This window comes from Halobacillus sp. A1 (genome assembly GCF_024189295.1).
Taxonomy (GTDB): Bacteria; Bacillota; Bacilli; order Bacillales; family Halobacillaceae; genus Halobacillus_A.
In genome coordinates this window covers 201,734-227,844 of record NZ_JAIZEN010000003.1, presented here as the reverse complement: position 1 = coordinate 227,844, position 26,111 = coordinate 201,734, and the positions used below count along the sequence as shown (strand labels likewise).

General features: G+C 39.6%; 27 protein-coding genes. 7 read left to right on the top strand and 20 right to left on the bottom strand.

The window, feature by feature from the left end:
- The first annotated feature begins 9 nt into the window (after positions 1-9).
- Together LF817_RS05540 and LF817_RS05535 are read left to right on the top strand one after the other, a co-directional pair.
- Positions 10-1,197, top strand: coding sequence for an acyl-CoA dehydrogenase family protein (locus LF817_RS05540; protein WP_253934779.1), 1,188 nt, complete (start codon positions 10-12; stop codon positions 1,195-1,197).
- A 321-nt stretch (positions 1,198-1,518) separates the two neighbouring features.
- Entirely contained in the window at positions 1,519-2,394 is an 876-nt protein-coding gene (locus LF817_RS05535; RefSeq protein ID WP_253934778.1) for a C40 family peptidase, read from the top strand.
- 114 nt (positions 2,395-2,508) lie between these two features.
- On the opposite strand, the gene LF817_RS05530 is transcribed toward LF817_RS05535, so the two are convergent.
- The 3 genes from LF817_RS05530 to LF817_RS05520 all read right to left on the bottom strand — a co-directional run bounded on the left by LF817_RS05530 (position 2,509) and on the right by LF817_RS05520 (position 3,604).
- Complete coding sequence (locus LF817_RS05530; protein ID WP_253934777.1) at positions 2,509-2,658, bottom strand: hypothetical protein; 150 nt, start codon at positions 2,656-2,658, stop codon at positions 2,509-2,511.
- A 69-nt stretch (positions 2,659-2,727) separates the two neighbouring features.
- Positions 2,728-3,261, bottom strand: a complete 534-nt coding sequence (locus LF817_RS05525; protein WP_253934776.1) for a GNAT family N-acetyltransferase — start codon at positions 3,259-3,261, stop codon at positions 2,728-2,730.
- A gap of 124 nt (positions 3,262-3,385) precedes the next feature.
- Positions 3,386-3,604 (bottom strand): hypothetical protein, encoded by a 219-nt coding sequence (locus LF817_RS05520; RefSeq protein ID WP_253934775.1) that lies wholly within the window; start codon positions 3,602-3,604, stop codon positions 3,386-3,388.
- Positions 3,605-3,913: 309 nt separating this feature from the next.
- Here LF817_RS05520 and LF817_RS05515 point away from each other — a divergent pair, with 309 nt between their 5' ends.
- Complete coding sequence (locus tag LF817_RS05515; protein WP_253934774.1) at positions 3,914-4,429, top strand: hypothetical protein; 516 nt, start codon at positions 3,914-3,916, stop codon at positions 4,427-4,429.
- A gap of 204 nt (positions 4,430-4,633) precedes the next feature.
- Here the strand turns inward: LF817_RS05515 and LF817_RS05510 are convergent, their stop codons facing one another.
- The 4 genes from LF817_RS05510 to LF817_RS05495 form a co-directional block, all read right to left on the bottom strand.
- Positions 4,634-5,476: an aldo/keto reductase gene (locus LF817_RS05510; RefSeq protein WP_253934773.1), complete on the bottom strand. Its 843-nt coding sequence runs from the start codon at positions 5,474-5,476 to the stop codon at positions 4,634-4,636.
- Between the two features lie 85 nt (positions 5,477-5,561).
- Positions 5,562-5,777: a hypothetical protein gene (locus LF817_RS05505; RefSeq protein ID WP_253934772.1), complete on the bottom strand. Its 216-nt coding sequence runs from the start codon at positions 5,775-5,777 to the stop codon at positions 5,562-5,564.
- Between the two features lie 43 nt (positions 5,778-5,820).
- Entirely contained in the window at positions 5,821-6,009 is a 189-nt protein-coding gene (locus tag LF817_RS05500; RefSeq protein ID WP_253934771.1) for a hypothetical protein, read from the bottom strand.
- Positions 6,010-6,223: 214 nt separating this feature from the next.
- Entirely contained in the window at positions 6,224-7,294 is a 1,071-nt protein-coding gene (locus LF817_RS05495) for a glycosyltransferase family 2 protein (protein ID WP_253934770.1), read from the bottom strand.
- 218 nt (positions 7,295-7,512) lie between these two features.
- Here LF817_RS05495 and LF817_RS05490 point away from each other — a divergent pair, with 218 nt between their 5' ends.
- Entirely contained in the window at positions 7,513-8,403 is an 891-nt protein-coding gene (locus LF817_RS05490) for an alpha/beta hydrolase (RefSeq protein WP_253934769.1), read from the top strand.
- Between the two features lie 837 nt (positions 8,404-9,240).
- Here LF817_RS05490 and LF817_RS05485 read toward each other — a convergent pair.
- From LF817_RS05485 to LF817_RS05470, 4 genes are all read right to left on the bottom strand, one after another.
- Positions 9,241-10,344 carry an NADH:flavin oxidoreductase gene (locus LF817_RS05485; protein ID WP_253934768.1) on the bottom strand — a complete coding sequence of 368 codons (1,104 nt, stop codon included), beginning with the start codon at positions 10,342-10,344 and terminating at the stop codon, positions 9,241-9,243.
- A 191-nt stretch (positions 10,345-10,535) separates the two neighbouring features.
- Positions 10,536-12,002, bottom strand: coding sequence for a protein adenylyltransferase SelO (locus LF817_RS05480; protein ID WP_253934767.1), 1,467 nt, complete (start codon positions 12,000-12,002; stop codon positions 10,536-10,538).
- A gap of 264 nt (positions 12,003-12,266) precedes the next feature.
- Entirely contained in the window at positions 12,267-13,016 is a 750-nt protein-coding gene (locus LF817_RS05475; RefSeq protein ID WP_253934766.1) for a hypothetical protein, read from the bottom strand.
- Positions 13,017-13,168: 152 nt separating this feature from the next.
- Positions 13,169-13,981: a hypothetical protein gene (locus LF817_RS05470; RefSeq protein WP_253934765.1), complete on the bottom strand. Its 813-nt coding sequence runs from the start codon at positions 13,979-13,981 to the stop codon at positions 13,169-13,171.
- Between the two features lie 166 nt (positions 13,982-14,147).
- On the opposite strand from LF817_RS05470, the gene LF817_RS05465 reads away from it, so the two are divergent.
- Both LF817_RS05465 and metA read left to right on the top strand, forming a co-directional pair.
- Positions 14,148-14,726 (top strand): DNA-3-methyladenine glycosylase, encoded by a 579-nt coding sequence (locus LF817_RS05465; protein WP_253934764.1) that lies wholly within the window; start codon positions 14,148-14,150, stop codon positions 14,724-14,726.
- A gap of 981 nt (positions 14,727-15,707) precedes the next feature.
- Complete coding sequence (gene metA / locus LF817_RS05460; protein ID WP_253934763.1) at positions 15,708-16,613, top strand: homoserine O-acetyltransferase MetA; 906 nt, start codon at positions 15,708-15,710, stop codon at positions 16,611-16,613.
- A gap of 144 nt (positions 16,614-16,757) precedes the next feature.
- Here the strand turns inward: metA and LF817_RS05455 are convergent, their stop codons facing one another.
- Complete coding sequence (locus LF817_RS05455; protein ID WP_253934762.1) at positions 16,758-17,201, bottom strand: cell wall hydrolase; 444 nt, start codon at positions 17,199-17,201, stop codon at positions 16,758-16,760.
- A 317-nt stretch (positions 17,202-17,518) separates the two neighbouring features.
- Here LF817_RS05455 and LF817_RS05450 point away from each other — a divergent pair, with 317 nt between their 5' ends.
- Positions 17,519-18,079 carry a C40 family peptidase gene (locus LF817_RS05450; RefSeq protein ID WP_253934761.1) on the top strand — a complete coding sequence of 187 codons (561 nt, stop codon included), beginning with the start codon at positions 17,519-17,521 and terminating at the stop codon, positions 18,077-18,079.
- A gap of 18 nt (positions 18,080-18,097) precedes the next feature.
- Here LF817_RS05450 and LF817_RS05445 read toward each other — a convergent pair whose 3' ends face one another.
- From LF817_RS05445 to LF817_RS05410, 8 genes are all read right to left on the bottom strand, one after another.
- On the bottom strand, positions 18,098-19,339 hold the full coding sequence (locus tag LF817_RS05445) for an MFS transporter (RefSeq protein WP_253934760.1): 1,242 nt from the start codon (positions 19,337-19,339) through the stop codon (positions 18,098-18,100).
- A 118-nt stretch (positions 19,340-19,457) separates the two neighbouring features.
- On the bottom strand, positions 19,458-20,330 hold the full coding sequence (locus LF817_RS05440; RefSeq protein ID WP_253934759.1) for a CvfB family protein: 873 nt from the start codon (positions 20,328-20,330) through the stop codon (positions 19,458-19,460).
- Positions 20,327-21,352 (bottom strand): LLM class flavin-dependent oxidoreductase, encoded by a 1,026-nt coding sequence (locus LF817_RS05435; protein ID WP_253934758.1) that lies wholly within the window; start codon positions 21,350-21,352, stop codon positions 20,327-20,329. The genes LF817_RS05440 and LF817_RS05435 overlap by 4 nt, the downstream gene beginning before the upstream one ends.
- A gap of 25 nt (positions 21,353-21,377) precedes the next feature.
- Positions 21,378-21,758: a helix-turn-helix domain-containing protein gene (locus tag LF817_RS05430; protein WP_253934757.1), complete on the bottom strand. Its 381-nt coding sequence runs from the start codon at positions 21,756-21,758 to the stop codon at positions 21,378-21,380.
- Positions 21,759-21,882: 124 nt separating this feature from the next.
- Positions 21,883-22,395, bottom strand: a complete 513-nt coding sequence (locus LF817_RS05425; RefSeq protein ID WP_253934756.1) for a P-loop NTPase family protein — start codon at positions 22,393-22,395, stop codon at positions 21,883-21,885.
- 174 nt (positions 22,396-22,569) lie between these two features.
- Positions 22,570-23,403, bottom strand: coding sequence for a 3D domain-containing protein (locus LF817_RS05420; protein ID WP_253934755.1), 834 nt, complete (start codon positions 23,401-23,403; stop codon positions 22,570-22,572).
- Positions 23,404-24,077: 674 nt separating this feature from the next.
- Positions 24,078-25,688 (bottom strand): ABC-F family ATP-binding cassette domain-containing protein, encoded by a 1,611-nt coding sequence (locus LF817_RS05415; protein WP_253934754.1) that lies wholly within the window; start codon positions 25,686-25,688, stop codon positions 24,078-24,080.
- A gap of 207 nt (positions 25,689-25,895) precedes the next feature.
- Entirely contained in the window at positions 25,896-26,105 is a 210-nt protein-coding gene (locus LF817_RS05410; RefSeq protein WP_253934753.1) for a cold-shock protein, read from the bottom strand.
- Positions 26,106-26,111 lie beyond the last annotated feature (6 nt).

Below are 26,111 nucleotides of genomic sequence, written 5' to 3'. Positions count from 1 at the left end.
AGGGATTCTATGAATTTTGATTTTAGTGACGAACAGAATATGCTGCGTAAAACTGTTAGGGATTTTGTCGATAAAGAAGTGATGCCGTATATAGGAGAATGGGATGCAAACGGTCATTTCGATAAGGGTGTATTGCAGAAGCTTGCCCGGTTAGGATTGATGGGCGTATGCATACCAGAAAAGTACGGTGGGAGCGGTATGGATTATAATTCACTTGCGATCGTGTGTGAGGAATTAGAACGGGGAGATACAGCGTTTCGTACAGCGGTTTCCGTCCATACAGGACTAAACAGCATGACCCTCCTGCAGTTCGGCACCGACCAGCAAAAAAAGAAGTACCTCCTCCCCCAGGCAAAGGGGGAAAAATTAGGTGCGTTCGGCTTAACTGAACCGAATGCAGGGTCCGACGTTGCTGCTTTGCAGACGACCGCCGTCCGTAAAGGAGATTCATATATCCTCAATGGGCAGAAAACGTGGATTTCACTTTGTGATACGGCCGACCATTTCCTTGTGTTCGCCTACACGGATAAAAGTAAAAAACATCATGGCATTTCCGCTTTTATCGTGGAACGGACGATGAAAGGATTCTCTTCAAAAGCTACCAGGGGCAAGCTTGGTATTCGTGCCGGCAATACTGGCGAATTATTTTTTGACCACATCGACGTTCCGGCAGAAAATAGACTCGGAGAAGAAGGTGACGGGTTTAAAATTGCGATGGCTGCTTTAGACAATGGCCGCTTCACTGTTGCCGCAGGAGCTTGCGGGCAGATTATGGCCTGTCTCGAGGCTAGTGTCTCTTATTGTCATGATAGGAAAACCTTCGGTAAAGAGATCGGAAAACACCAGCTTGTCCAGCAGATGATCGCCAAAATGGAAGCCGGCTTACAAATGAGCCGTCTCCTCGTTTACCGTGCTGGCGAATTAAAAAACAACGGTGTGCGTAATACTAGAGAAACATCTTTAGCCAAATGGCAGGCTTGTGATTTTGCCAATCAAGCAGCAGATGATGCTGTTCAAATTCATGGCGCTTACGGGTATTCCAATGAGTATCCCGTAGAAAGATATTTACGAAACTCAAAGGCTCCCGTTATATACGAAGGCACAAGAGAAATTCATACAATCATGCAGGCTGAATATGTGCTCGGTTACCGTAAAGATCGGCCCCTTAATAAAATGCTTCCACCATGGAAAGAGTGACCTATACCTCTTCCTATATAGCTTCTTTAAGGAGAAGAGCGCCATCCTCTTAGGCAGACGGTGCTCTTCTTAGTATTTTTTGTTAAAAGTGTAATGTACTGTAATACGATTAACATCCAGGCTTAAAGAGTTTGAAACCTGCAGCGTATCTATATCTGATAGACTGAGAACTAGTTTGAAAAAACCCTGTGATTTAATATAGGTCCTTCAGCACACAGGGTATACATAGCCCGAAAGAAGTCAGACTAAATATTTCACTTTTTTCAAACGGATTAGTCATTACCCATTGAACACGGGTAAATTATTCAAGGAGGAATTTAAATGGTCAAGTCATCTCAGTCTATGCGAAAGTATGTGATTTCTTCTGCTTTAGTCACATCTCTAGCATTCACACCTGTAGTAAGCGAAAGTGTATTTGCTAAGGCAGATCCGTCAGCTGCGGATGAAAGCAGCTCTTCCGATTCTTCTATTTTAAGTGACGGAGATCGCGGAGAAGACGTAAAGTCCTTGCAGTCAGATCTTGAATCCAAAGGTTACTATACATCGAGCCTGGACGGTATTTTCGGTCCTCTTACTGAAGCAGCAGTCGAAGAATTCCAAGCGGATAATGGTTTATCCGTCGACGGATTAGTCGGTCAGAATACAGAAAATAAATTATCCGGTTCTTCTGAAGACTCTAGCAATGACGATGAGCAGTCATCTGAAGATACAGAATCAGATGACTCCTCTTCTACGGAAGAGCCAACAAGCTCAGAAGAATCTTCTTCTGAGGAAGAAACGACCAGCGCAGAAGAAGATTCTTCTGTGGAAGAAACAACTAACGAAACATCAGCTTCTCAATCTGACGTAGTATCGATTGCTGAAGACCAGATCGGCACGCCTTACGTATGGGGAGGAACGACTCCTGAAGGCTTTGACAGCAGCGGATTTATTCTTCACGTCTTTGATGAAGTCGGGGTGGATTTAAATAGAAAAGAGAGCGATATGTGGTTATATGACGGGGAGAGAGTCGAATCACCAAGCATAGGGGATGTTGTCTTCTTTGAAGGAACTTATGATACGGAAGGTGCTTCTCACAGTGGCGTTTATATTGGCGATGACCAAATGATCCACTCAGGAAGTAATGGTGTTGAAGTAGCTGATTTAAATATCGACTATTGGCAGGATCATTATCTAGGGGTCAAATCATTTCAATAATTAAAGGTATGAAGTTATGTAAGCCAGTGCTTAAGCACTGGCTTTTTGTATTTTACAGAGTGGCTTCAGCTATTTGATTGATAAGTTTATTCCCACCCTTGCGACAACCATGTACTAGAACTTATCCTTATTTGACAATCTTGGTTTACTGAAAAAAGCGGCGAGAAATAAGAACATCAGCGATAAAAGAATGCCTGTGGCTCCCTTATCGACTAATGAAAATAATGGAGCGCTGGCAGCTGATAAAATAAACATCCATTTCATTATCGAACCATCCTCTCCGCTTTTTTTAAAAAATATCATGATTGGACAGGCTATATTCGATTTCAAGTCTTAACGTTGTCGTATATAAGTAGATTGGAAGATTGCCATAGTGATGATTCCATGCCACTTACCGTTTCTGAATATGTGTTCTTTTTGCTCCCCTTCTTTTAAAAACCCTAAACTTTCATACAGTTTAATCGCTCTTTCATTAAAAGAAAAGACTCTCAAATATAGCTTATGTAAATTCATTTCTGAAAAACTGTAGTCCAATAGAATATTCATCACTTCTTTGCCGTATCCGCTCCCCCAATAACTTTGATGACCAATATCGATTATACATTCCGCATTACGGTTCTTCAGGTCCATATGAACTAATGAAGCGATTCCAATCGGTTTATCCGATTCGTTTAATTCAATGATATAGTTTTTAGTTGTATTTGAATTACAGATGCTTTTAATAAATTGTTCTGTTTCCCTTAGCGAATAAACATCCAACTCAGGATTTGTGTATTGCATGACTTCTATATTACTTCTCCAATTATGATAAATGTGGAAATCATCTTCATTCATCTTTCTTAAATGAATCCTATCGCTCGTAAACATCAATACACTCCTTTTTAAAACTAATTATTCTACGCCCGATGATACAATAGCCTTTAACATTGATGAGCTTTTCAAACGCTTAACCCTTTCAATCTACACTAGTCCAAGTCTACAGAAAGAAGTTCTACAAAAATACGATATAACCTGCCCAGATGAATTCTATAAGGGAATGGGCAACTAAAACCAGTCCTATCAATTTTTCTTTCCGGATCCAGTCGCTAAAGCCGGTGATCAACATAATGATACCTGATGCTAGGAGGACATAAGGAAGTAAGTGTTCACTCCCAGTTAAAAGCCCAAAAATAGATAGAGAAATAACTATGAAAGCAAACCACTTCATCATCTCATTCCTCCTAAATAGTTAGTACTTCTGCGGACATGGACGGCCCAGGTGATTAAAGCAGGAGTCCACCAAATCTCTCAAACTCCTTTTGGTAGTAAACTATTTTTTGGTAATAATTTCAAACTATATGTCAATTGCTGGCACACCAAGGGACTTAGTGGCAAAAACGAGTCGTATTCCCCGATATTTTGTTATGGGAACGCGGAAATTGCAAAACGATTCCAGCAGGAAACTGGTTACCTTTTGAAGAAATTAACAGTATAAGAGAAATGCATGACAATCGTAATCTATAGAAAGAGGGTAGATCGTATGTTTAAAACCAGTACGTTTAAGAATGTCCTTTTCAAATGGATGCCGCACAAGGAACAAACTTTATGCGAAAGAAAGCTTATAAAGGTAATCAAGCGTCTAAATATCGATGATTTCCATTTCAACTGGGATCGCAGCAGCTGTTTTATTGAATTCACTTATCAGGAGAAATCTTATCGTTTAGAGCATTCTATTGACAGTGCAAGAAAACGCGGCATCATTTTAAGGAATGGACTGGATTGTTTAAATGAGTTGGCTCAATCCCTGGAAGATTTGTGTGAAATCATTAATAGAGGGACATATAATTTTGAAACGTGGATCTCTGGTATGAAACATCACCCTTTAGATCAAGAACCATCTGATTATGAAGAGGAATTCCATATAAGATACAAGTCGTCAGGCCGTCAAAGTTATTCGGAATATGGAAGAGAGGAAGAGTTTGTACCTTTTGATCAAGAGTCAGCTCTCAGGGACTTTGAACAAAACCAGCACATTCCTCGTTCGCAGCGCAGGTGATTTAACTGCCTCTATCGAATACATAAAGCTTGCAGATTCTTTGCAAGCTTTTAAGTTATTCCTGCGATAAAGTATAAATCACACCTAATTTCTATTGTGCCAGCAATACTTAAAGGAGTAACAGCACTTCCCTGGACCTTCTCCATACGTTTGTAAGGTATGTTAATGGCGCAATTCTTCCCTTCAGAATTGCGCCGCAATTATTTAAAATTCTTCATAAGTCGCAGGGTCCTGATCATTGATTCTGCCATTCGATTGCGTTAAACGTGCAATCATACCCATCTCTTCTTCATGTAAAGTAAAATCAAAAATTGAAATATTTTCGAGTTGACGTTCAGGCGAAGAGGATTTAGGAATTGGAATGGAACCGAGCTGGTAGTGCCAGCGTAAAATTACTTGAGAAATTGTTTTATTGTGCTGTCTGGCGATTTTCTTAAGCGTTTCATTTTGCATAACTTCATTAGCTCTTGCAAGCGGGCTCCATGATTGAGTTTTTATATTGTTATTTTCGTGCCAGATTCTTTGCTTTTCCTGGTTAAAAAATGGATGTAATTCTATTTGATTGATACTTGGTTTTTCCCCGGTTTCCTCTTCTAAGTATTCTAAATGCTCAGGAAGGAAATTACACACTCCGGCAGATCGGATCAATCCCCATTTTTTCGCATCTAATAGTGCTTGCCATGCTTCTAAATAATTCCCCTGGTCAGGGTTCGGCCAATGAATAAGGTACAAATCATAATAATCCAGTCCCGCTCGGTACAATGATTCTTGAATGGCCGGAACAGCTTTATCGTATGCCTGGTAACGCCCCGGGAGTTTCGAAGTAATTTTTAAATTCTCCCTTCGGATAGAACTGCGTCGTACAGCTTCTCCGACAGTCCCTTCATTCTCGTAGTTGTAAGCCGTATCAATCAGTCGATAACCTACATCAACAGCGCTGCTGATCGCATTCGCCCCTTCATTACCATTCAACTTATATGTACCAAAACCTATAGCCGGCAGTGTTAAACCGTCATGAAGCGTGATTTCCGGGATTGATGAATACATCGCTAACCACTCCTCTCTATTAATATGTCCAGATTACCATTTTCATCAAGAAGAACCCAAATTTTTGAATCGGTAACCGAAGTGTTTATTTATAATTCTTTTTCAACGTTGGACGATTTTTGAAAGTAAAAGCTAAAAATAAAGCGATAAGGACAAATGAGAAGAGTGCCAGCAACTTGGCAGCGATAGCATCATTGCGTAAGATTATAATCAAATCCACAAATATTAATCCCACCATAATAATTTGAGAAATTACTAAAGTTAAGCGCTTATTATTTTTTATCAAATCTTTTTTGATCATCTAACCCCCCCTTGTTAAATAAACAGTTAAAGAGATAAATTCCTCACAACCATTTACTCTTCTGTTTTTCTTTATCAAATAGATGATAGAAACTGATTTCAAAGATGAGGAAAGCAACAATAAGACTGCCTAAATAGGGAGAGGGAGCCTCGATCAACAATAATAAAATGAGGCATAGACCAAATGCTATGTTTCCTGTGATGAATGAATATCTGATATATTTCGCGCTCATCTTATTCCCTCCCTTACCCATTTTTAACGTTTCGTCACCGGGACTGGTTTCAGCAGGGAAGGCTGCTCTAGCTGCCGATTACCCTGCTGAATTTCTAGCTTTCATACATTAAACGATGAAATCATCATAGTCCTCCATTTTCATCTGCCTTGTAACAACGTCGTCCAACTTCCATTTAAATAGTTTAGAGTCCAACAATACAGCAATAAGCCCTTTACTTCTTCCCCGCTATATTTCGTCCTTTCCAAGACGACTGTTTAAACAAAAAAGTTTTAAGAAGGGAATAAACAAAGAGCAATACAAAAAAGAGAAAATGAAGCGGGAAAAGCAACGCATCATATACATTGAAATTTCCCATCTCCTTTAAAGTCCGGTAGAGCCAAAACGACAAAATCACATAACCGGCTGCGCTCCACCATCCTATATTGGGGATATTGATTAGAAAAGATACAACGGCTGTAATCCATAATACAGCTGCAACTGTCATCCAGGGTGAGGCCGTTTTTGCCCCTGATGCGAAACTTTTAGACCAACCTTCTATCACAGCCCTGAGGTTAGCTTCATACATCCTCATGTTCAGAACATCTTTGCCGCTGAACGCAAAGGTCTTCACTCCTTTCTTTTCAGCTCGCCTGGCCAGTGCAAGATGCTCTACTATTTCACTCCGTATTGCATAATGCCCCTGTAAATGCCAGTAGGTATCTGAATCAATGAGTAAACAGGGGCCAAATCCACCTTGTGTGCCTGCTTTGTTTTTAAAAATAGATGTCGTGCCCGATGAAGCAAAAACGACCATATGAAACACTGCAGAGAGCTTTTCCCAAAAGGATTGCATATAGTGATAAGGATGAACCGTAACTAATGTATCTTTACCTTTTGATTCTAAGTAATTTATCATTCTTTCTGAACCATTTGGTGAAAGCCATGTATCAGCGTCGAGGAATATTAATTTCCTCCCCCTAGCTTCCTTCGCCCCATTATAGCAAGCCCATGATTTTCCTATCCACCCTTCTGGTAAAGGAGGATTACTAATAACTTTCGCCCCATACTCAACAGCTGTTTCCCGTGTGCGGTCCTCTGATTCATCATCCACTACTATGACTTCTCTAAGACTGCTTTTGGTTGTGAGTATAGATGGAAGTAACTTCTTCAAGTTCTTTTCTTCATTACGAGCAGGGATAATTATTGAATAAGATCTTGTCGTTTTTTTGTTGATTTCAGGTAAAGATATCTTCTGCCAAAACAGCAAGACTGTAACTGCGACAGCTATAACCGTGATCCACATCTCATTCACCTCTTGCTTTACAGTTTAGTGATCCAATTATAAATAGAGTTAAGAGAGAGTCGTCTTAGAGCCTATTCATATGATTCAGGTTCGGAATGGTATTTTTCATGTACCCTTTTTAATATTTTATTAGTCAGGATATTATAGACCCATGTTTATGCAAGCCGATTAATTTACGGATCAATCGGGTACACACAGGTAAAAAAAGGTGGCCGTCCATGTTTACTCATATTGGTGCAAAATTACTACGAACGTTACCCAACGAGGAAAAAAAATCATCAATGGTTACTACACAGTCAGTAAAAGAAATAAAAGAAGTATTAATAGAAACAACAGTGAAGCCTACGCTTGTCACTATTTATTATCCGAAAACAGCAGGGCGCAGAAAACTCCCGGTATACATCAACTTACATGGGGGCGCATTTATCATGAATTCTAAAGAAATGGATGATCCCTATTGCCGCCATATCGCTAATCAAGCAGGGTGTGCAGTTATTAATATTGATTATGCGAAAGCGCCTGAATATCCTTTTCCCAATGCCGTTGAGCAGAGTTATGAAATCTTGCAATGGATTAAAGAAAACGCTGATTTTTTGAACGTTCAAGCAGAACAGATAGCACTCGGAGGACAAAGTTCCGGTGCTAATATAGCTGCGGCCCTCTGCCTATTACTTAAGGAACGTCGTGAACCTCAGCCTTTGCTTCAGGTACTATCCTGCCCGATGCTGGATTTTGTCACGCCTCACGCCGACAAACCTGAGCCTGATCCTAGACGTGCAAAGTTCCCTCAGGCTGCTAATTTTCTTAACAAGTGCTATGTTCCACAACAAGATCAAGCGACAGACCCTCTCGCATCACCCGTACTAGCAGAAAACACGAACGGAATAGCCAATGCGTTGTTCATTGTAGCGGAACACGACGCCTTTAACCCCGAGGCGAAGGAGTACGCTCAAAAATTAATAGAATCAGGAGTCGAGGTTATATACGAACAGTTTGATGGATGTTATCATGCCTTCACTCATTTGGGGCCTGAGCATAAAGCAGAACAAGCCTGGTTATTGATTGAGCAGGAACTTACTAAGGTATTCAAATATGAAGAGATTCTTTAGACGAACAGTCGCTAATTTTATAATAAATTGACTTTGTTAAAGTTCCGTGTTGATATTCATATAAGCTTCCTATAGTGGAAGACTCAGTTTCGAGACATAATGAGACTCCAGGGGCTCCGGGAAACGGATCGCTTTCCGGGGGGCGGGCGCTGAGCCTCCTCGAGCTTCGCTCTCCGGGGTCTCACCTGTCCCGCTCCTCCCCCAGGAGTCTCACCGTTTCCCTCCGCCCCTCTGCCATTTAAGTTTCTCGAAACCGCTTCAACAAAAGCAAACATTTCTGTTAGTACGCAGTTTCTCGATCCAAGTGTCTCAGGCTGCAAAACCTTGCTATAAATTTCTATAATCCGAAAGAACAGAGGAATGAAAAACACTTCTTCTGAGTAAAAGCGTTTTTTATCGCTTACTTCGCATGGAGGAATGGGAACTGCGATGCTCCTTTTTAAATGCGAAAGCGCTTCGCTTAGCGGAGTATGAACTGGAATGAGCTGCCAGAGATAAAGGAAACAAGAAGACCATAGTGATTCGATCTTGACTTCCAAAATCGTTAGTCGCTAATCGCTGGAGCTTACACGCAGCTTTGATGAGAGGTCAGAAGTCTTTTCCAGTGCCAGAGGGTTCGTTCATTCCAACCACCCCTGACTCTCAATAAGGCAACGGACTTAGACTATCTCGAATTCGAGTCTTCCACAATCCTTCCATATTGTTGAATAACTCACTTATAAATATCAACAATCACCTTTAACATAGCCAATAAATTAAGAATAGCGTTTATCTTTTAAAAGATAAACGCCATTCTGCGTATTCTTCCCTGCCGTCTTTAGAGAAAGCTTCCGGGTTTTAATATAATTTTTGAAGAGCTTCTTTATTAAAAGGGAGTAAGTCATCCGCTCTTCCGCCATGGACTTTCTTAACCCATTCAGGGTCCATCAACAGTGAACGTCCGATAGCGACCAGGTCGAATTCTCCATTATCCAGTTTCTTAATCAATCCATCCAGGCTAGTCGTATTGGCGCCAGAAAAGCTTGTGAATTCGCCGTCGAGTCCAACTGAGCCTACGGAAATAACAGGTTTTCCCGTCAGCTTCTTTGTCCATCCGGCTAAATTCAGGTCTGAGCCTTCAAACTCCGGTTCCCAGAATCGGCGTGTAGAGCAGTGAAAAATATCAACACCTGCTTTAACAAGCGGCTGCAGCATAAGATTTAATTCATCCGGATTATGAGCAAGTTTGGCTTGGAAATCATTCATTTTCCACTGGGAGAAACGGAAGATGATTGGAAAGTCCGGTCCTACTTCCCGCCTGCAAGCTTCAACAATTTCAACAGCAAATTGTGTTCTTCCTGCAAGGTCACCGCCATAACGATCTGTTCTATGGTTCGTGTTTTCCCATAGGAATTGATCAATCAAATAACCGTGGGCACCGTGAATCTCTATTCCGTCAAAACCTAAAAGTTTAGCATCTGCAGCGGCTTGTGCGTAAGCGTCTACCAAAGCCACCACTTCTTCTTCGGGCAAAGGTTCTGTTACTTTTTCACCATCTAGCGTCAATCCCGACGGGCCAACCGGCGAAGCTTCTTCATTTGGCAGATCGCCCTCGCTGCGAGTCATTCCAACGTGCCATAGCTGAGGGACAATTTTTCCGCCAGCCTGATGTACTTGTTTTACGACCTCTTCCCATCCTTTCAGGGATTCTTCTCCATGGAATAATGGAATACTGTCACCTGATACCGAACTCGGATGGTTAATTCCAGTTCCTTCAGTAACAATCAAACCAACTTCATTTTCAGCTCGACGACGGTAATAGGCGGCTACGTCTTCACCAGGCACCCCTCCAGGTGAAAACCCGCGTGTCATAGGTGCCATAACTGTACGGTTGGATAAGCTTAATTTCTCACTATTAAAAGATTTAAATATTGGTTCAGTAGAAATATTAGTTTGTGTCAATATACTTCCTCCTTTATCGATATCACAAATTGTATTATTTCAGAATCCGAAATAAATGAAAAGAATTCTGTTTTTGGGAAGTTATTAAAAACTAGCTGACGACAGAAATATCTTTGTGCTTCCCATGAAAAAAGCACCGAAATTAAATTCGGCGCTTTTTTCGTGTTAGACATACCATTTTCCAGGTGGCATTACGTTCCACAATAAGTTCTATAAGTTCCGCATGATTCTTCAGGCATTACAGCATATTCTTCCTGCTCAGGGGAATAAGCGTAAGGGTTAGATAGGACTTGGAGCAGGGAGTTCATGACTTGATAATCTTCTTTTTCAACCGCAGCTTCAAGTGCCTCTTCAACTCTGTGATTGCGAGGAATAACGGACGGATTAGATTTCTTCATTAATAAAAGAGAGGAATCTTTTGATTCTTCCTGCCTCTCAAGTCTGGCCTGCCATTGCTCATACCAATGAGTAAATTCTGTCGCACCATACATAGGTGTCTCCTCTGGCTTCTCAAGCGTTAAAGCACGGAAAGAGTTAGTAAAGTCAGCCTCATGCTTTTCTAATATGCTTAGAAAGTCTTCAATCAAAGGCTTATCCTGCTCTTCAGCATTATGCATACCAAGTTTCTGTCTCATCCCAGTCAGCCAATGGGAGTAGAATAATTTTTCAAATTTAGCGAGTGCTTGCTGGGCTATTTCAACAGCACGATCTTGATCTTCATGAAATAACGGCAGAAGCGATTCAGCAAAACGAGCGAGGTTCCACTGGGCAATCGGCGGCTGATTCTGATAAGCATATCTTCCCTGCACATCAATGGAACTGAACACCGTTTTCGGGTTGTATTCGTCTATAAACGCGCAAGGTCCATAATCGATTGTCTCCCCGCTGATTGTCATATTATCCGTGTTCATTACTCCGTGAATGAAGCCGACGAGCTGCCAATTGGCAATCAGTAAGGCCTGGCGTTCCATCACCTTATCAAATAGTTCGAGGTATTTGTTGTCGCTAGCCTTCAATTCTGGGTAATGACGATTTATAGCATAATCAGCCAGCGTAACAAGGTCTTCTTCACTGCCCCACTGCGCAGCATATTCAAACGTTCCTATCCGTAAATGACTGGAAGCTACACGGGTTAGGATCGCCCCTGGAAGTTCAGTTTCACGCAGGACAGACTGCCCGCTTCTCATAACAGAAAGGCTTCGGTTTGTAGGAATATGAAGCCCATGCATAGCTTCACTCATGATATATTCTCTAAGCATCGGACCTAGACTCGCCCGCCCGTCCCCTCGACGTGAAAAAGGTGTTCTTCCCGCTCCTTTAAGCTGTATGTCATAACGCTTCCCTGAAGGCGTCGTCTGTTCACCGATCAGCACCGCCCGGCCATCTCCTAACATAGTGAACTGGCCAAACTGATGGCCTGCGTATGCCTGAGATATAGGAAGAGCCCCATCTGGAATCACGTTGCCAGAAAGAACGCCTGCCTCTTCTCCCCATTTCAGTTTATCTGCGTCAAGACCTAAGGACTCAGCCAAAGAAGAATTAAATACGACCAACTCCGGAGAAGCTACAGGGGTGGGTTCAGTCTTCTTGAAAAAGATGTCGGGCAAACGGGCATAACTGTTGTCAAAATTCCAACCTATCGTTTTACTCTGTATCATAATATCTCCTTTAATCGTTTTGTCCTTCTACTCTTTTGTATTTACAACAAAACGTATGATTATTCTTTCAGTTTATCTTATTGTAATTATTTCAAATCCATTTACTGAACTCAACTATTTAAGCGGACGATACAGGGTAAGAAGCTCATACTTTCGCAGCTCTCCCATTCATTTCAGAAAATTTATTGACTATTATTCAATCTTTTGTACGTTTTAAACTGAACATCACTTTGTTACTCCATTTTAATCTTCTCTGGGTAAAAATCAGGTAAAGAAATTTGTCATTTTAAAATGGTCCATTAATGGTACTTTCCTGCCTTCTCTATGCCATTGATGATATTGATTAAATATTTCCATAATGTCATTATTTGCACGTACCTCTACTAAATGCTTCACCGCGAGAAAGCTGCGCCAGTAATCAAACATAATACTTGTTAGATTACTCTGATAGGATTCCTGTCCGAATTCATCCAATGAATGAGCGCCATATTTATGTTTAAATATTTCTACTAATTCTGTCTCTACGTTTGTGATTTCGCTATATTCCTTTTCATCTAATATATTTTTTCTTGAAATATAATCACACATTCCTTCTTCAAACCAAATACTATCTACTCTTTCCTCATCGAATTCATCTACAAATAAATCTGAGTGATGAGTTAATTCGTGGCCAAGTATGCTCAATATATGATTTTCCGACAAATTCTCATAAAAACTTTCTATTTTAGTGTGAAGGTGACCTTCTAATTGCTGTAGAAATAACTTTCTCCACTGTGTTAACTCAGGAGAAAAGTAGATTAAATTCTTATTCGTAAAAGCGGGGATAGGGATTTGAGAAAAAACAGTCGTAGCTAGTTCCTGCGAAGTCCAAACTATAGCTTTAGGTTTATTTTTCAAAGCATATTTCACTTCCAGAAATATTTGGTAATTCTTTAATTTTTCATAAAAATTCTCTACGGTAGCTTGATTCTTCTCATAGTCTTTTTTATTTTCGAATGCAAATATTTGTTTCATATTCTGACCACCTGCTAATTGGTATAGTTAGTAATTTATTTCGGAGTCTCAGAAAAGTTTTTACAACACTTTTTGATCGTTGAAGGCATTCCCAAAGGATGGTTGGCAAAACCCATTTTTAATAATACGAACTTTGCAGTTAACTTCCCTTTTTATTTTCGATTGCTTCTTTCAAGAAATAAATAACCGATCAAAGCCAGTAACAGTTTCTTCTCTTTTAAAGTAATTGCATTGGAAATTTCCACAATCGCGTTATCTGTATCACGAAATATTTTTGTATATTCATGAGGGAACCTGCCATTGTAGAAATAAGCCCAGCGTCGGTTTGCATGGTCTTTTAATGTAAAATCCCCAGAAGTACCTGAAACTTTAACAGGAAGTATAGGTTGGTCGTTTTCATCTTTGAGTTCCCCTTTGATGTGAAACAAGCCTTTAAATTCTTCTTGTTGATAAACTCCAAGAACTTCACCTTTTTGGTCATACACGGTTATCAAACTTTTTTTAAAGCCTTTTCGTTCAAACATAAATAACGTATTCCCGTCACTTGAAACGAAGGATGTCTTGAAAGGGAACAAGGTTAATAAGGATGGTTTAAAAACCGCTACTGGGTAAAGCCATTTCGGAAGTTGAACCGGTTGGTATTTGCCAATGAATTCGCCGCTGTTTTCAAATGCAAGTAAACGGGTAATGGCAGAAGAATCTTGTTTAAGTACAATATGGTCAAGATCTATTATGGGTTTTTTCGAATGGGGTATAGATAAGTCTTTTACCTTGTTATAATGGTTTCGACTAGAAACTGCTATAAATATGATCAATAATACTGGCCCAAGGAAAAATAATGTTTCCAGCCATTCACTTCGGTCAGCGGGTATATTCCAAGTTATGTATCCTCCGAATACGAGTAAGAGAATCGTTAAATAAATATAAGCGAGCTTTTCCCTGCGTTTATACATTTCAGCTATCATAGATGCACCTCCATAAATTGAACCTCTCTAGTCATACGCAGCATTCACGTATTTCGTTTCATGGAATTTCTCTGTTAGATTGTAGAAATGCTCTATAAAATAAATCAACATAGTTTTAAAAAGCTTTACAGCAGGAATATTCGCCACTAGAAAGGTGTTGACTAAAATGAACATACTACATAAAGATTTCTACACTCAGCCTACGTTAGACTTGGCTCGCTCTCTATTAGGGTGTCAATTAGTTAAAGATACAGATGAAGGCACTGCTTCAGGATATATAGTTGAAACAGAAGCTTATATGGGACCCATGGATCGAGCTGCTCACAGTTTCAATAATCTCAGAACGAAGCGGACAGAAGTCATGTTCGGACCAGCAGGATATGTCTACACATACGTTATGCATACCCACTGTCTAGTAAATGTAGTGAGTGGGTATACAGGTGATCCGGAAGCGGTGTTGATTCGGGCTGTCGAGCCTGTAACAGGGATTGATTTGATGTATAAGCGTAGAGGTGATAAAAAAGAAAAAGACCTCACGAATGGACCCGGAAAGCTGACAAAGGCCCTGGGCATAATGAAAGACGATTACGGACGTCCTCTGGATGCCCCTCCATTGTATATTACGAGTGGCTATCAACCTGATAAGATTTCTCAAGGTGAAAGGATAGGAATCGGTAACTCTGGAGAAGCCAGAACTTATCCGTGGCGCTTCTGGGTAACAGGAAATAAGTTCGTTTCGAGGTGATAAACCGATGGTTGTATACATGCGACTGATCCTTTAGGCAGCACCGTAAATGGGAAGGTTAAACTTAGAATAATAGTAACTGTTGCCTGTGAAAGAGACACTCCTGCGCAAGACGACAACCATACTCCATCTGAATAACAGCAGCCAGCTCCTTAAATTTAGAGATAGGCTGCTGTTATATTTAATAATCCTCTCTGGATAAACTTAAGAAGTTGATAAGCCTCTATAGTGACGTCATGATGACACACGTATTCTTCTGTCTCTATATATCCACTGCAGTTTCCTTACAAAATTTTAAACGAGGTTAATGATAAATAAAATTATATAGGGGCTAATGAAAAGTAAGGTACTCAACAGAATGAATGTTCGATTACTCATAACAAGCGCCAGCAAACCCGAAAAAAACCCACAAACAAACGTTAAAATAATGGTATAGATAATACCATAATTCATAGTCAAATAAACGTAGGAATGCAGTCCAACTATAAAAATAAGCCAATAGATGATATATGGCATTTTTTCTTTCATATCAGCAACTCTCCCCTATTTATTAATAAAGTCTCTTCGATTTGAACTGTACATACCCATCAATCTGTCCTTTTAGTACGCCGATTGACCACTTTCTTACTGATACAACGTTTTCGTCTTGGTAAAGTTTCATGAACGTGGTTTAAAGAGACGGTTCTTGAAGACTTTAAGTGATCTCTGTTGGTTTTTTTGTCATGAAGCGAGCAGCTGAAACTAAATATTGAAGTCTTGAAGAGTTTAAAAGTGGTTTACTTAATCAGATGTCTTAACCATATGTAGTCGTAACAGAATAGCGAGAATTTTTCTCTTCAGCCTCATTAAATTTAGACTGAAAATCTCCATAGAATCAACGGACTGATGATAAATGAAACCCAATATCCTTTATCCCGTTGCACCGTTAAATTTACCTCTCTATAATGGAACTAGTAACATTTTCTAAGGAGGAATAGTGATTTGCCTATTAAGATTCCTAAAAATCTGCCAGCCGGAGACATTTTAGCTAACGAAAAAATTTTCATTATGGACGAACAGCAGGCTGTCACCCAGGATATTCGTCCTTTAAAAATATTAGTGTTAAATCTAATGCCTGAAAAACAACGTACAGAAACGCAGCTGTTAAGACTTTTGAGTAATTCACCGCTGCAGGTGAATGTGGAATTTCTTCATACAGCAAGTTATGCATCTAAAAATGTAAGCAAATCTCACCTGGATCAATTTTATAAAAGTTTTCAACAAATCAAAGATCTTCGATACGACGGGATGATTATTACTGGGGCACCTGTAGAACAGCTTCAATATGAGCATGTTGCTTACTGGAATGAGCTTACAGAGATTATGGAATGGTCAAAAACCAACGTAACTTCGGTGATGCATATTTGCTGGGGAGCTCAGGCGGCTCTTTATTACCATTATGGTATCGACAAGTATCATCTGCCTCAAAAAAGCACAGGGGTGTTCAACCACCATTTGGTTCATGCTGAAGTAGAACTGGTCAGAGGATGTGATGATGAATTTTTAGCCCCCCATTCTCGTTATACGAGTGTCTCAGAGAAAGAAATACAAGATCATGAGGATTTGATACTCGTATCAAGTTCAGAGCATGCCGGCCCATTTACGATCGTTTCAAAAGACCGAAAGCATGTGATGATTACAGGACACTTGGAATATGATGCAGCTACTCTGGGCCTCGAGTATCACAGGGACATGGAAAAAGGACTTGATCCGAATATTCCTACTGATTATTTTCCAGCTGACGATCCAGAACAAAAACCAGCGAATAGGTGGCGCTCGCATGCCTATCTTATGTTTTCTAACTGGCTCAATTATTACGTTTATCAGCAGACTCCATATTCATGGTAATATGTGTAATTAACATGGTTTAAAGTTGCATTAAAGCCATATTGAGCTTTTAAAACCAAAACTAAGAAGATGACTATGCAGAAGTCATCTTCTTAAGCTTGTGATAACAGATATTACTAAATAAATTTAGTGCTGCTAGCAGGCTTACCCTCCAGTATATACGCTGGCACATGTGTCTGCGGCTGGTTCATAATAACAATGATTCTTAAATTGACCGGAAAAAGGTTGACCGTACCATGTAGGAGGACAATCAGCATATGGATTGAAATACCAGAGAGAGTATTTGGCTGGATGTTCTCTCCAAAATTCTAAATTCTGTCTTGCTAATCTTTTCTCTACAGATCTCGCTCTGTTATAAAAAAGATTACCCTTTTGTACAGCTTCAAAAGAATAATTGCCTCCTTGCACTTGAAAAATGACTTGCCGAATTGTCCTCACATCTCTGAAATCTAAACAATCTGCTTTAGCGCGGTTTACAATTACGTTCCCGACGTATAACATGCCTTGTTTTCCTTCACCTTCGGCTTCCGCTCTCATCATTCTGGCCATTAAGGCGACATCTGAATCTGTATATTTTACTCTCGGCATATTTTCACCCCAAAAATATTGTATGAAAAAAGCCTAGTTTGATGTCATTAATTTATAAATCAATTGTACATCGGTAGCTCAAATCGCTGGCTCTCCTGTAGTTCTTCACAGCAAAATACTTTTAAAGTCTGTAAAACCTCCTGTTTCAAGCAAGAAAGTATGCTTAATCAATCAGCCATCTGTTCTAGTGAAAATCATTAATAATACTAATTATCCCCAATTTAACAAATGAACTCACCAGCCTATATCATTGTATTTCTTAATATAATCTTCTACGATAGGAGAGTAACGTCAATTTACCAGTAAGGGTGTAGTACATGATGAAAAATAAGTCTATTATCCTCGGTTTACTTACAGGGGTGTTCGTTTTCTTCCTTCGCCCCAAAAAAGTTATCGCTCCAGTGATACAGAGTGATGAAGAATGTTATCCGGGTACCACTGTCAAAATAGAACCTGGAGATTTACTGTTTTCGCCGATCGGAAAAAGCGAATCAAAATATGTTGGACACGTAGGGATGGTTAACAATAACCTTCAAGTCGTACATTCTGTACCTGCAGGCCTTGTGCAAGATCCAGTCGTGGAATATTACAGTAAATTTCGTGGGATACGGGTGTATGGCCCTAACAATCCCTCTCTTGGTGTGAAAGCCGCTCATCATCTTGAGCTTTTGTTTACTAAGTATCCTGAAGCGTCTTATCGGGTTTTAACTCCTCTTAATGACATATATGAGGAACAATACTGTACTAAGATGGTCTGGCAAGCTTACTACCATGGTGCTGGAGTGAATTTGAGCAACCTTAAAGGCCAGGCGAAAGCGATCCACCCCTCCCTGTTAAAAGATAAGAGAATCATGCAAGAAAAAGGATCCACTTTGTGAATAAGTGGATCCTTTTTCTTATACCGGTACTTCTTCCGTTTTATTAGATTTATCTGTTTTAATTAAACGCATAGCCAGCAGCAATAATATAATCCCTACACCACCTGCAGCTATATAGCTGATATTCAAATAATTTTTCATAACCATGGACATAACGGGAGGGCCGAGCGCTACGCCTATAAACCTTGAGGAACTGTAAAATGAGGTGATCGTACCCCTCTCTTCTTTTTCTATACCTTCCGTAATCATCGCGTCTAAAGTAGGTAGAATAGCTCCTATTGCAATACCTAAAAGAGAAGTGACAACAAGAAGCCATAACAATTTCTCACTAATGAATCCCACAAACACAACGGAAGAAGAAGCCAGTATTAAGCTGAATATGACAACTTTCTTCATAGTTGAGATGTCGCCTTTGATCATTTTCCCTGTAATGAATGAGGAGACACATAAGCCAAACAATGGAATAGCTAATACAAATCCCTTTTTCACACCAAATAGATCATGCACTTTTTCAAATATGTCTGAAAGGAAGAACAATACACCAAATAAAATGAGCATTAAATATATACCGATAACAAAAACCGTGTAAAGCCACTTGCCTTCTTTTTTAAAAATATCCTTCGTTTTATGGATGAATTGTTTGAACTTGGGTGGATCTTCTTTCTTTTTAGGTACTTTAATAAATAAAATGACGAGTACAATTGAAATCAAGCTGAAAAAAGATATCGAAAAGAACGGTAGAAACCACAAGAAAGCAGCAAATGCGGCGCCTAATATCGGACTCAAAACTTTGCCGAATGTATTGGAGGTTTCAATGATACCTAAACAGCTGCTCGTTTTTTCATCGTCGTCTTTATAAAGATCTCCGACTAACGGTAAGATGATCGGAGTCGCACCTGCAGCTCCGACTCCTTGTAGAACACGTCCAATTACAATCCACGTAAAGGGATCGTTCATTTTCCAAGAGGCAAACCCGGCTATAATTCCTCCAATTAAGGCTAAGATCAAGCTGGGAAGGATAACGATTTTTCTTCCGAACCGATCAGATAAATAGCCAGCGACAGGGATTAGGAATATGGCAGCCAGAGAATAACTGGTTATAATCATACTGGATTGAAAAGAAGTGATCCCTACTTTCTTTTCAAATATGGGAAGCACGGGAATCAGCATCGAATTTCCTAACGTCATTACTAGAGGGATGGATGCCATACTTACAAGACACCATCTGCTAACTTTTTGTTCTTTCTCCTCGTCAGCCATTCTTTACACCTCATTCAAATTTCTATCTGAATTTAATGTGCGAATAAGAGCTGATTATTATGCAGGGTTGCTTCAAATAAAAATCCCGGCTGTTTTTAAGGAGCCGGGTGATGAATACTTATTCTTCCTGGTGATTGATTATCGTTTTTCCGTCTTGCTGAATAATTTTTCTTTCTTTCAACAATTTCCCAAGTGCTCGTTTGAACGCGGCTTTGCTTATGTGAAAAGTATCACGAATTTCATCGGGGCTGCTCTTATCAGTTAAATTCATTACTCCATCATTGTCTTTAAGGAACTGATAGACTTGCTCAGCGTCATCTCCCATCACTTCCTGCTTCAAAGGACGAAGAGAGATATTAATCGTTCCGTCATCTTTTACATCAATGACGCGACCTTCGATAGTTTCTCCAAGTCGCGGCTCTGTTTTCCTTTCAAATGGGTGAATGAATCCGCGATAGCCCTCTCCAGTCAATACAAAAGATCCCGCTTTCGTCGAACGATAAACTCTTCCGATAACTGTCTCATGCAAAAGTGACGCAGGAGCTTGTTCCAGATCTTCTATTACTTCCCCTTCTGAAATAGGCTCCGCAAAAACCCTGTCTTTTTTATCTTTTTCAAGGCTGACGAACAGCCAATCTCCTTCTTCCGGCCAAACTTCCTTTACAAGAGGCAGATGGTCTTTAGACACTAAGAAAGCTTTATCTACTCCTATATTCACGAACACACCGAGGTTAAGTACAACCTCCTCCACCTCTGCCCAGCCATAAGAGTCAAGAGTGACTTCAGGAATAACTGTTGTAGCGATGATTTCTTTTTCCCGGTTCTTATAAATAAATGCTGATACAGTCTGGCCGATCTCGGTGATTTCTTCATGTATTTGATCAGCTGGTAAAGGGTAATCAGTTTCCCCGTCACTTAACATGAATCCATCTGCCGTCTTTTTAGATACTTGTAAGGTTTGTATAGTTCCAATCTTGCTTGAGTTTATCATATATTCCCTGCTCTCTTTGTTGATTTTACTTTATTCGCATATTCGGCGATCAACCGATAAGATTCTTTTTTTGCTTCAAAATCAAAAATATTAGTGATCAGCAAAAATTCATCTGTCCCGTAAGCTTCGCTTAATTTTTCAAGCTGAGCATATACCTTTTCCGGACTGCCGATGATGCATCTCTTCCTATTGTTTTTAATTTTTTCACGTTCTTTTTCTGTAAACGGAGAGGATTTGACCTCTGTTATTGAAGGTACTGTAGTATCCAATCCTTTTTCAACTTGCAGAAGCCACTTATCCTGGCTCAACGCCAGTTCTTCGGCTTCCTCATCCGTGCTTGCGCATATGACGAATACACATGCGTTTACCTTAGGTGCAGCAAGGCTTATAGACGGTTTGAATTTATCTTTGTACGTAGTGATCGATTCTATAGCATTGTCCGGATTAATGAAATGGCCGAACGTAAACCCCGTACCGTTAACCGCAGCATGCTTCGCCCCCCGTTCTGTAAGCCCTAAAATCCACATTTCTGGATTATACTCCGTTTTAGGTTTAGCAGCTACACCGTAGTATGGGTGGTCTTTTGGAATATCACCAAGCAAAAATTGCTGAACTTCTTTGACTTGTCTCGAAAAAGAGCTTAAAGGCTTTTCATACCCATCTGTCAGTGCGGCTCTCGTCTTTTTGCCGCCGCCAGGTGACCTGCCTACACCTAGATCAATTCGATTAGGGAACAGTGCTTGCAGAACTTTAAAGTTCTCGGCAACCTTTAAAGGGCTGTATTGTGGCAGCAATACCCCTCCAGAGCCTACTCGTATGGACGTTGTCACAGAAGCAATTCTGCCCACAAGGATTTCTGGAGAACTGCCAGCCAGTCCATTCGTGTTATGATGCTCTGCGACCCAGTATCTATAGTAGCCTAGCTTTTCGGTATATTTCGCTAAAGATAATGAATTCATAAGGGCGGTCTCTGCAGAGTCTCCTTTTGATATAGGGCTCTGATCTAATACACTTAAGATCATAATTACAGGATCCTTCCTTTTCGAACTATTTGTAAACATCTTTCATAATTTGGTTGAGTATCTTCAGCTGCTCTTCAAATAAAATCTTATACCGCTTCTTAAGAACGTCAAATTCTTCTTTTCCCTGGTCAGTGAGGTAGTACCAATACACTTTTTGACGTTTCTTTTCATGTGATTTATAATCTTCTTTTCGATAGAGTAACCCTTCTTCAGTCATCTCATGCAGGGTATCAAGCAATGTAGAAGGTGCAGGTATCCAATTTTTTGTAAGCTTGTGGAACTCGGCTTTGAAATGTTCACTGATTAAAGGTTCACTTACTTGAAGCAAATGCATAATATAAAATTTTGTAAATTGAGCAGCACTCATGTTCAATGCAAATCGTTTCGGATTATTTTTATGAGACATATCATCCACTCCCCTGCTTTTCTTTTATTTTACAATAAAGGGGAGTGGTTTTGTCTAATAATAAGTACATTTGTTCGGTTTTAATGATTGGTTTTAAAACAATTCTCGGAGTTGCTACTAAGTTTCAAGTGCAAATGTTTTGACACAAGAATTTTTTGACAGATTTTTTTGATGGTAAGATGACGATTTGAGCGTGGTTTGCTTGTTCTAAAGCGGACGACATGACATGGCTTCTTTTTTTGGTGGGATAGTTCCAAACATATTTAATGAATTCTAACGACATTCTCTCTGAACAGCCTGGTGCCATATCTTCTCTTGATTTGCCTTTGTTCAAAAGCCAGCGTTTCAAAATCCTCAATAAGCATAAATAGCGGTTCAAATCCAGCATGATCACAGTATCAGCTAGAGCAAGCCTCTCATCCCATACTCCACTGTAATTCCCTTCAATAATCCAGGAAGGTTTTCCTAAATGTACTTTTTGTTTAGCAGCAAGTTCTGCCTGGGTGGACATGATCCAACCGGGCTTCCAAAACAAACGATCCATATGTACAACTTCAATGTGGTGACGACCACCTAATTGTTTGGCCAATGTTGATTTTCCAGAACCCGCAGAACCGAGAATGGCTACTCTATTCATTTTAAGACCCCTTTACCACCTTAGTTGCTTCTATGACAGTTTAGCAGTATTCAACAAATTCCGAAAGAATTATCTATTTTATGAAGCTGTATCCCATGGCTGTAGACTATTTTGTGACACTAAAAAGCCCACTATTGTGGGGGCAATAGTGGGCTTTTTATTATAAGCTATTAATTATTCAGCTAGAACTTGTACAGTAACATTTTGTCTACCGAAGTCTAATGCATCGCCACGGTCTTGCATATAAAGATCTATGCGGTTACCCTGGATAGCGCCGCCAGTATCACCAGCAATAGCAGTTCCGTATCCTTCAACATATACTTTAGATCCTAGTGGGATAACATCAGGGTCTACTGCGATCACTTTTTGATCAGGATTGTTATTCAAGTCAATACCTGTTGCAGTTACACCTGTGCAACCTTCGCAGTTCGCAGTATAAGCAGTTGCTTCTGCTTCTACTTCTTTAACTACATCGTTACTATTATCTTGCTCACTTGAATCATTGCTGGATTCTTCAGCTGGGGCAGATTCTTCTTTTGGTTCAGAAGTTTCTTCTTCAGCTGGTTCTTCTTTTTCTTCTTTAGGCTCAGAAGATTCTTCTTTAGGTTCAGAAGTTTCTTTCTCAGAATCACCAGACACTGTCAACTTATCGTCTGGATAAATCGTGTCGTTTGAAAGATCGTTCCACCCTTTCAAGTCATCAACACTTACTCCATATTCTTTAGAAATCCCGTAAAGAGTGTCGCCTGATTTCACTGTATAGCTGCTCTCAGATTTCACTTCTTCTGATTTCTGCTCGCCAGAAACAGAAAGAGTTTGATCAGGGTAAATTACATTGGAATCAAGTTTGTTGTTTTCTTTTAGGCTGTCTACAGATACACCTTTTTCTTCTGAAATGCTCCAAAGTGTATCACCTTTGTTTACTTTATATTCTTCAGCACTTACGCCAGTTGCGAATGCACCTGTTAATGCTGCTGTTGCTACTAATGAGAAAGCTGTTTTTTTCATTTGTAGAGTCCTCCTATATATTTCTTCAAATATTTAATTTAATTAAAATCTTTTGTTTTAACCACAATTACAAGATTAACAGATTCTCTATAAAAATTAAGAACAAACAGCTAACAGTTTCTTTGCAACTATGACGCTTAAATTGCAAAGAGTTTACAAAATGGGTATATATGACTACTTTTATGCTATATTTGCATATTTTTCCTTGCATTAATCGTTTTGTGCGTAATTTTTCAGTGAATGCAATAGTAAAAATAAAATAATTTTATAGACTTTTATCTATTAATTGAGGCCATTTATTAACAAATCGCTCAGAAATCTTAACAGCAAAACTAATAAAGAACAATTTTAGTAGAAACAGCAAAATAATACGATCCATTATGTATGCTATGAGGTTTTTTATTGAAAGCTTCATTTCGTTGTTATGTAGAAATTTAGAGTTCGGTATAATGACTTGTTTTCTGTAATTTTACGAAGGTTCGCCAGGCAGCCTACCTACCCCGCTGTTTCACCGATTTCTTTAGACAATAGAAGAGTTCCTATCCCAGCAATAAAAAGATCGAGTATGAAACCTTAACGGTTTCATACTCGATCTCTTGTAGTTATATGGTTTCTCCATATTACTTAACATACTTATTTTGTTAAGCAATTAAAATCAGCATTACAGTTTTAGTTTAAATGGAAACCTGCTTTTGAACTTCTGGATCATTCAAGTATTCATCATAAGACATTTCTTTATCTACTATGCCGTTTGGTGTGAATTCGATGATACGGTTAGCAATAGTCTGGATGAATTCGTGGTCATGGGAAGCGAAAATGATAGAACCTTTAAAATTAATCAACCCTTTATTTAATGATGTGATTGATTCTAAGTCCAAGTGGTTCGTCGGTTCATCCAGTAAGAGTACGTTAGCGCCTGAGAGCATCATCTTAGACAGCATACCACGTACTTTTTCCCCCCCTGATAGTACATCAGGTCTTTTCAGAGCTTCTTCGCCAGAGAACAACATTCTTCCTAAGAAACTTCTTAGGAACGTTTCTGTCTGATCCTCCGGTGAATATTGGCGCAGCCATTCCACCAGATTGATGTCAGAGCGATTGAAGAATTTCGAGTTATCTTTCGGGAAGTAACTTTGTGAAGTAGTTACGCCCCACTTAAACGTTCCTTCATCTGGTTCTATTTCGCCCATAAGAATTTGAAAAAGTGTAGTCTTCGCAACTTCATGGCTACCTACAAGTGCAATTTTGTCATCTTTATTCATTGTAAAGCTGACATTGTTGAGTACTTTAACTCCGTCAATCGTTTTTGATAAGTTTTTAACTGTCAGCAAATCATTTCCTATTTCACGGTCTGCTTTAAACGCAATATAAGGATATTTCCTCGAAGACGGCTGAATATCGTCTAACGTTATTTTATCCAATAGTTTCTTTCTGGAGGTCGCTTGTTTGGATTTAGAAGCATTGGCACTGAACCGAGCAACGAATTCTTTTAAATCTTTAATTTTTTCTTCTTTTTTCTTATTTTGCTCACTAGCCAATCGTTGAGCTAACTGACTGGATTCATACCAGAAATCGTAGTTACCCACGTAAATCTGAATTTTACCGAAGTCCAGGTCGGCAATGTGAGTACAAACATTATTCAAAAAATGTCGGTCGTGCGAAACAACAATAACCGTGTTTTCGAAATCAATCAGGAAATCTTCAAGCCACTGTATTGCTTTAATATCCAGGTGGTTGGTCGGCTCATCTAGTAATAACACATCAGGACTACCAAAGAGAGCTTGAGCAAGCAAAACTTTTACTTTATCGGATCCGGCTATTTCAGTCATTTTCTTATCATGAAGATCGTCGCTAACGCCCAGCCCAGTTAAAAGTCTGGCAGCTTCTGATTCAGCTTCCCAGCCGTTCATTTCGGCGAATTCACCTTCTAGTTCAGCAGCTCTCATACCATCTTCTTCTGTGAAATCACCTTTCATATAGATAGCGTCTTTTTCCTGCATGACTTCATATAATCTGGTGTGACCCATAATGACCGTCTCAAGAACTTGATACTCATCGTACTCGAATTGGTTCTGTTTCAGTACGGCAAGTCTTTGATCGTTCTTAAGTGAAACGTCCCCTGTCTGCGGTTCAATTTCCCCGCTTAATACTTTAAGAAAAGTAGACTTACCAGCACCGTTTGCCCCGATAAGTCCGTAGCAATTCCCTGGCGTGAATTTTATATTGACGTCTTCAAATAGCTTCTGATCTCCGAAGCGAAGACTGACGTCCGTTACGTTTAACATTTGAAATCCTCCCGTACATAAGTGTTTAGCATTCAAATTATATCATTCATTACGTTACTAGAATAGGCTTTTGTATTATAAACAGCCTGAAGAATAAAAAAAGACTTCTTATGGGAAGAAGTCGGTAATGATTAACCCTATATTCATCTTCTGCCCTATATTCCCCGAGAAACCGGCACCTAAAAAAAGAACCCGTAAAGGGCTCTTTTATTTCTGTTTATAGTATAAACTGTTGTTATCTACTACTTGCATCACTTTGCTTTCAGTTTCCATTTCACTGCCGCAAATAGGACAAATAGCTTCTTCCTCTGTGCGGAAATTATCCCGCATCCAACAGTTGCAATCTTCAGATTTACACACCCAAATTTTTGTTTCTTCTTCAACTATTTCAGCCTGGTTCTTTTTACCAAATGCCATCGTATT

Bases quoted from the DNA above. Each gene is read 5' to 3' on its own strand.
- LF817_RS05540 (WP_253934779.1), top strand. From the start codon at position 10: ATGAATTTTGATTTTAGTGACGAACAGAATATGCTGCGTAAAACTGTT.
- LF817_RS05535 (WP_253934778.1), top strand. From the start codon at position 1,519: ATGGTCAAGTCATCTCAGTCTATGCGAAAGTATGTGATTTCTTCTGCT.
- LF817_RS05530 (WP_253934777.1), bottom strand. From the start codon at position 2,658: ATGAAATGGATGTTTATTTTATCAGCTGCCAGCGCTCCATTATTTTCA.
- LF817_RS05525 (WP_253934776.1), bottom strand. From the start codon at position 3,261: ATGTTTACGAGCGATAGGATTCATTTAAGAAAGATGAATGAAGATGAT.
- LF817_RS05520 (WP_253934775.1), bottom strand. From the start codon at position 3,604: ATGATGAAGTGGTTTGCTTTCATAGTTATTTCTCTATCTATTTTTGGG.
- LF817_RS05515 (WP_253934774.1), top strand. From the start codon at position 3,914: ATGTTTAAAACCAGTACGTTTAAGAATGTCCTTTTCAAATGGATGCCG.
- LF817_RS05510 (WP_253934773.1), bottom strand. From the start codon at position 5,476: ATGTATTCATCAATCCCGGAAATCACGCTTCATGACGGTTTAACACTG.
- LF817_RS05505 (WP_253934772.1), bottom strand. From the start codon at position 5,777: ATGATCAAAAAAGATTTGATAAAAAATAATAAGCGCTTAACTTTAGTA.
- LF817_RS05500 (WP_253934771.1), bottom strand. From the start codon at position 6,009: ATGAGCGCGAAATATATCAGATATTCATTCATCACAGGAAACATAGCA.
- LF817_RS05495 (WP_253934770.1), bottom strand. From the start codon at position 7,294: ATGTGGATCACGGTTATAGCTGTCGCAGTTACAGTCTTGCTGTTTTGG.
- LF817_RS05490 (WP_253934769.1), top strand. From the start codon at position 7,513: ATGTTTACTCATATTGGTGCAAAATTACTACGAACGTTACCCAACGAG.
- LF817_RS05480 (WP_253934767.1), bottom strand. From the start codon at position 12,002: ATGATACAGAGTAAAACGATAGGTTGGAATTTTGACAACAGTTATGCC.
- LF817_RS05475 (WP_253934766.1), bottom strand. From the start codon at position 13,016: ATGAAACAAATATTTGCATTCGAAAATAAAAAAGACTATGAGAAGAAT.
- LF817_RS05470 (WP_253934765.1), bottom strand. From the start codon at position 13,981: ATGATAGCTGAAATGTATAAACGCAGGGAAAAGCTCGCTTATATTTAT.
- LF817_RS05465 (WP_253934764.1), top strand. From the start codon at position 14,148: ATGAACATACTACATAAAGATTTCTACACTCAGCCTACGTTAGACTTG.
- LF817_RS05455 (WP_253934762.1), bottom strand. From the start codon at position 17,201: ATGCCGAGAGTAAAATATACAGATTCAGATGTCGCCTTAATGGCCAGA.
- LF817_RS05450 (WP_253934761.1), top strand. From the start codon at position 17,519: ATGATGAAAAATAAGTCTATTATCCTCGGTTTACTTACAGGGGTGTTC.
- LF817_RS05445 (WP_253934760.1), bottom strand. From the start codon at position 19,339: ATGGCTGACGAGGAGAAAGAACAAAAAGTTAGCAGATGGTGTCTTGTA.
- LF817_RS05440 (WP_253934759.1), bottom strand. From the start codon at position 20,330: ATGATAAACTCAAGCAAGATTGGAACTATACAAACCTTACAAGTATCT.
- LF817_RS05435 (WP_253934758.1), bottom strand. From the start codon at position 21,352: ATGATCTTAAGTGTATTAGATCAGAGCCCTATATCAAAAGGAGACTCT.
- LF817_RS05430 (WP_253934757.1), bottom strand. From the start codon at position 21,758: ATGTCTCATAAAAATAATCCGAAACGATTTGCATTGAACATGAGTGCT.
- LF817_RS05425 (WP_253934756.1), bottom strand. From the start codon at position 22,395: ATGAATAGAGTAGCCATTCTCGGTTCTGCGGGTTCTGGAAAATCAACA.
- LF817_RS05420 (WP_253934755.1), bottom strand. From the start codon at position 23,403: ATGAAAAAAACAGCTTTCTCATTAGTAGCAACAGCAGCATTAACAGGT.
- LF817_RS05415 (WP_253934754.1), bottom strand. From the start codon at position 25,688: ATGTTAAACGTAACGGACGTCAGTCTTCGCTTCGGAGATCAGAAGCTA.
- LF817_RS05410 (WP_253934753.1), bottom strand. From the start codon at position 26,105: ATGGCATTTGGTAAAAAGAACCAGGCTGAAATAGTTGAAGAAGAAACA.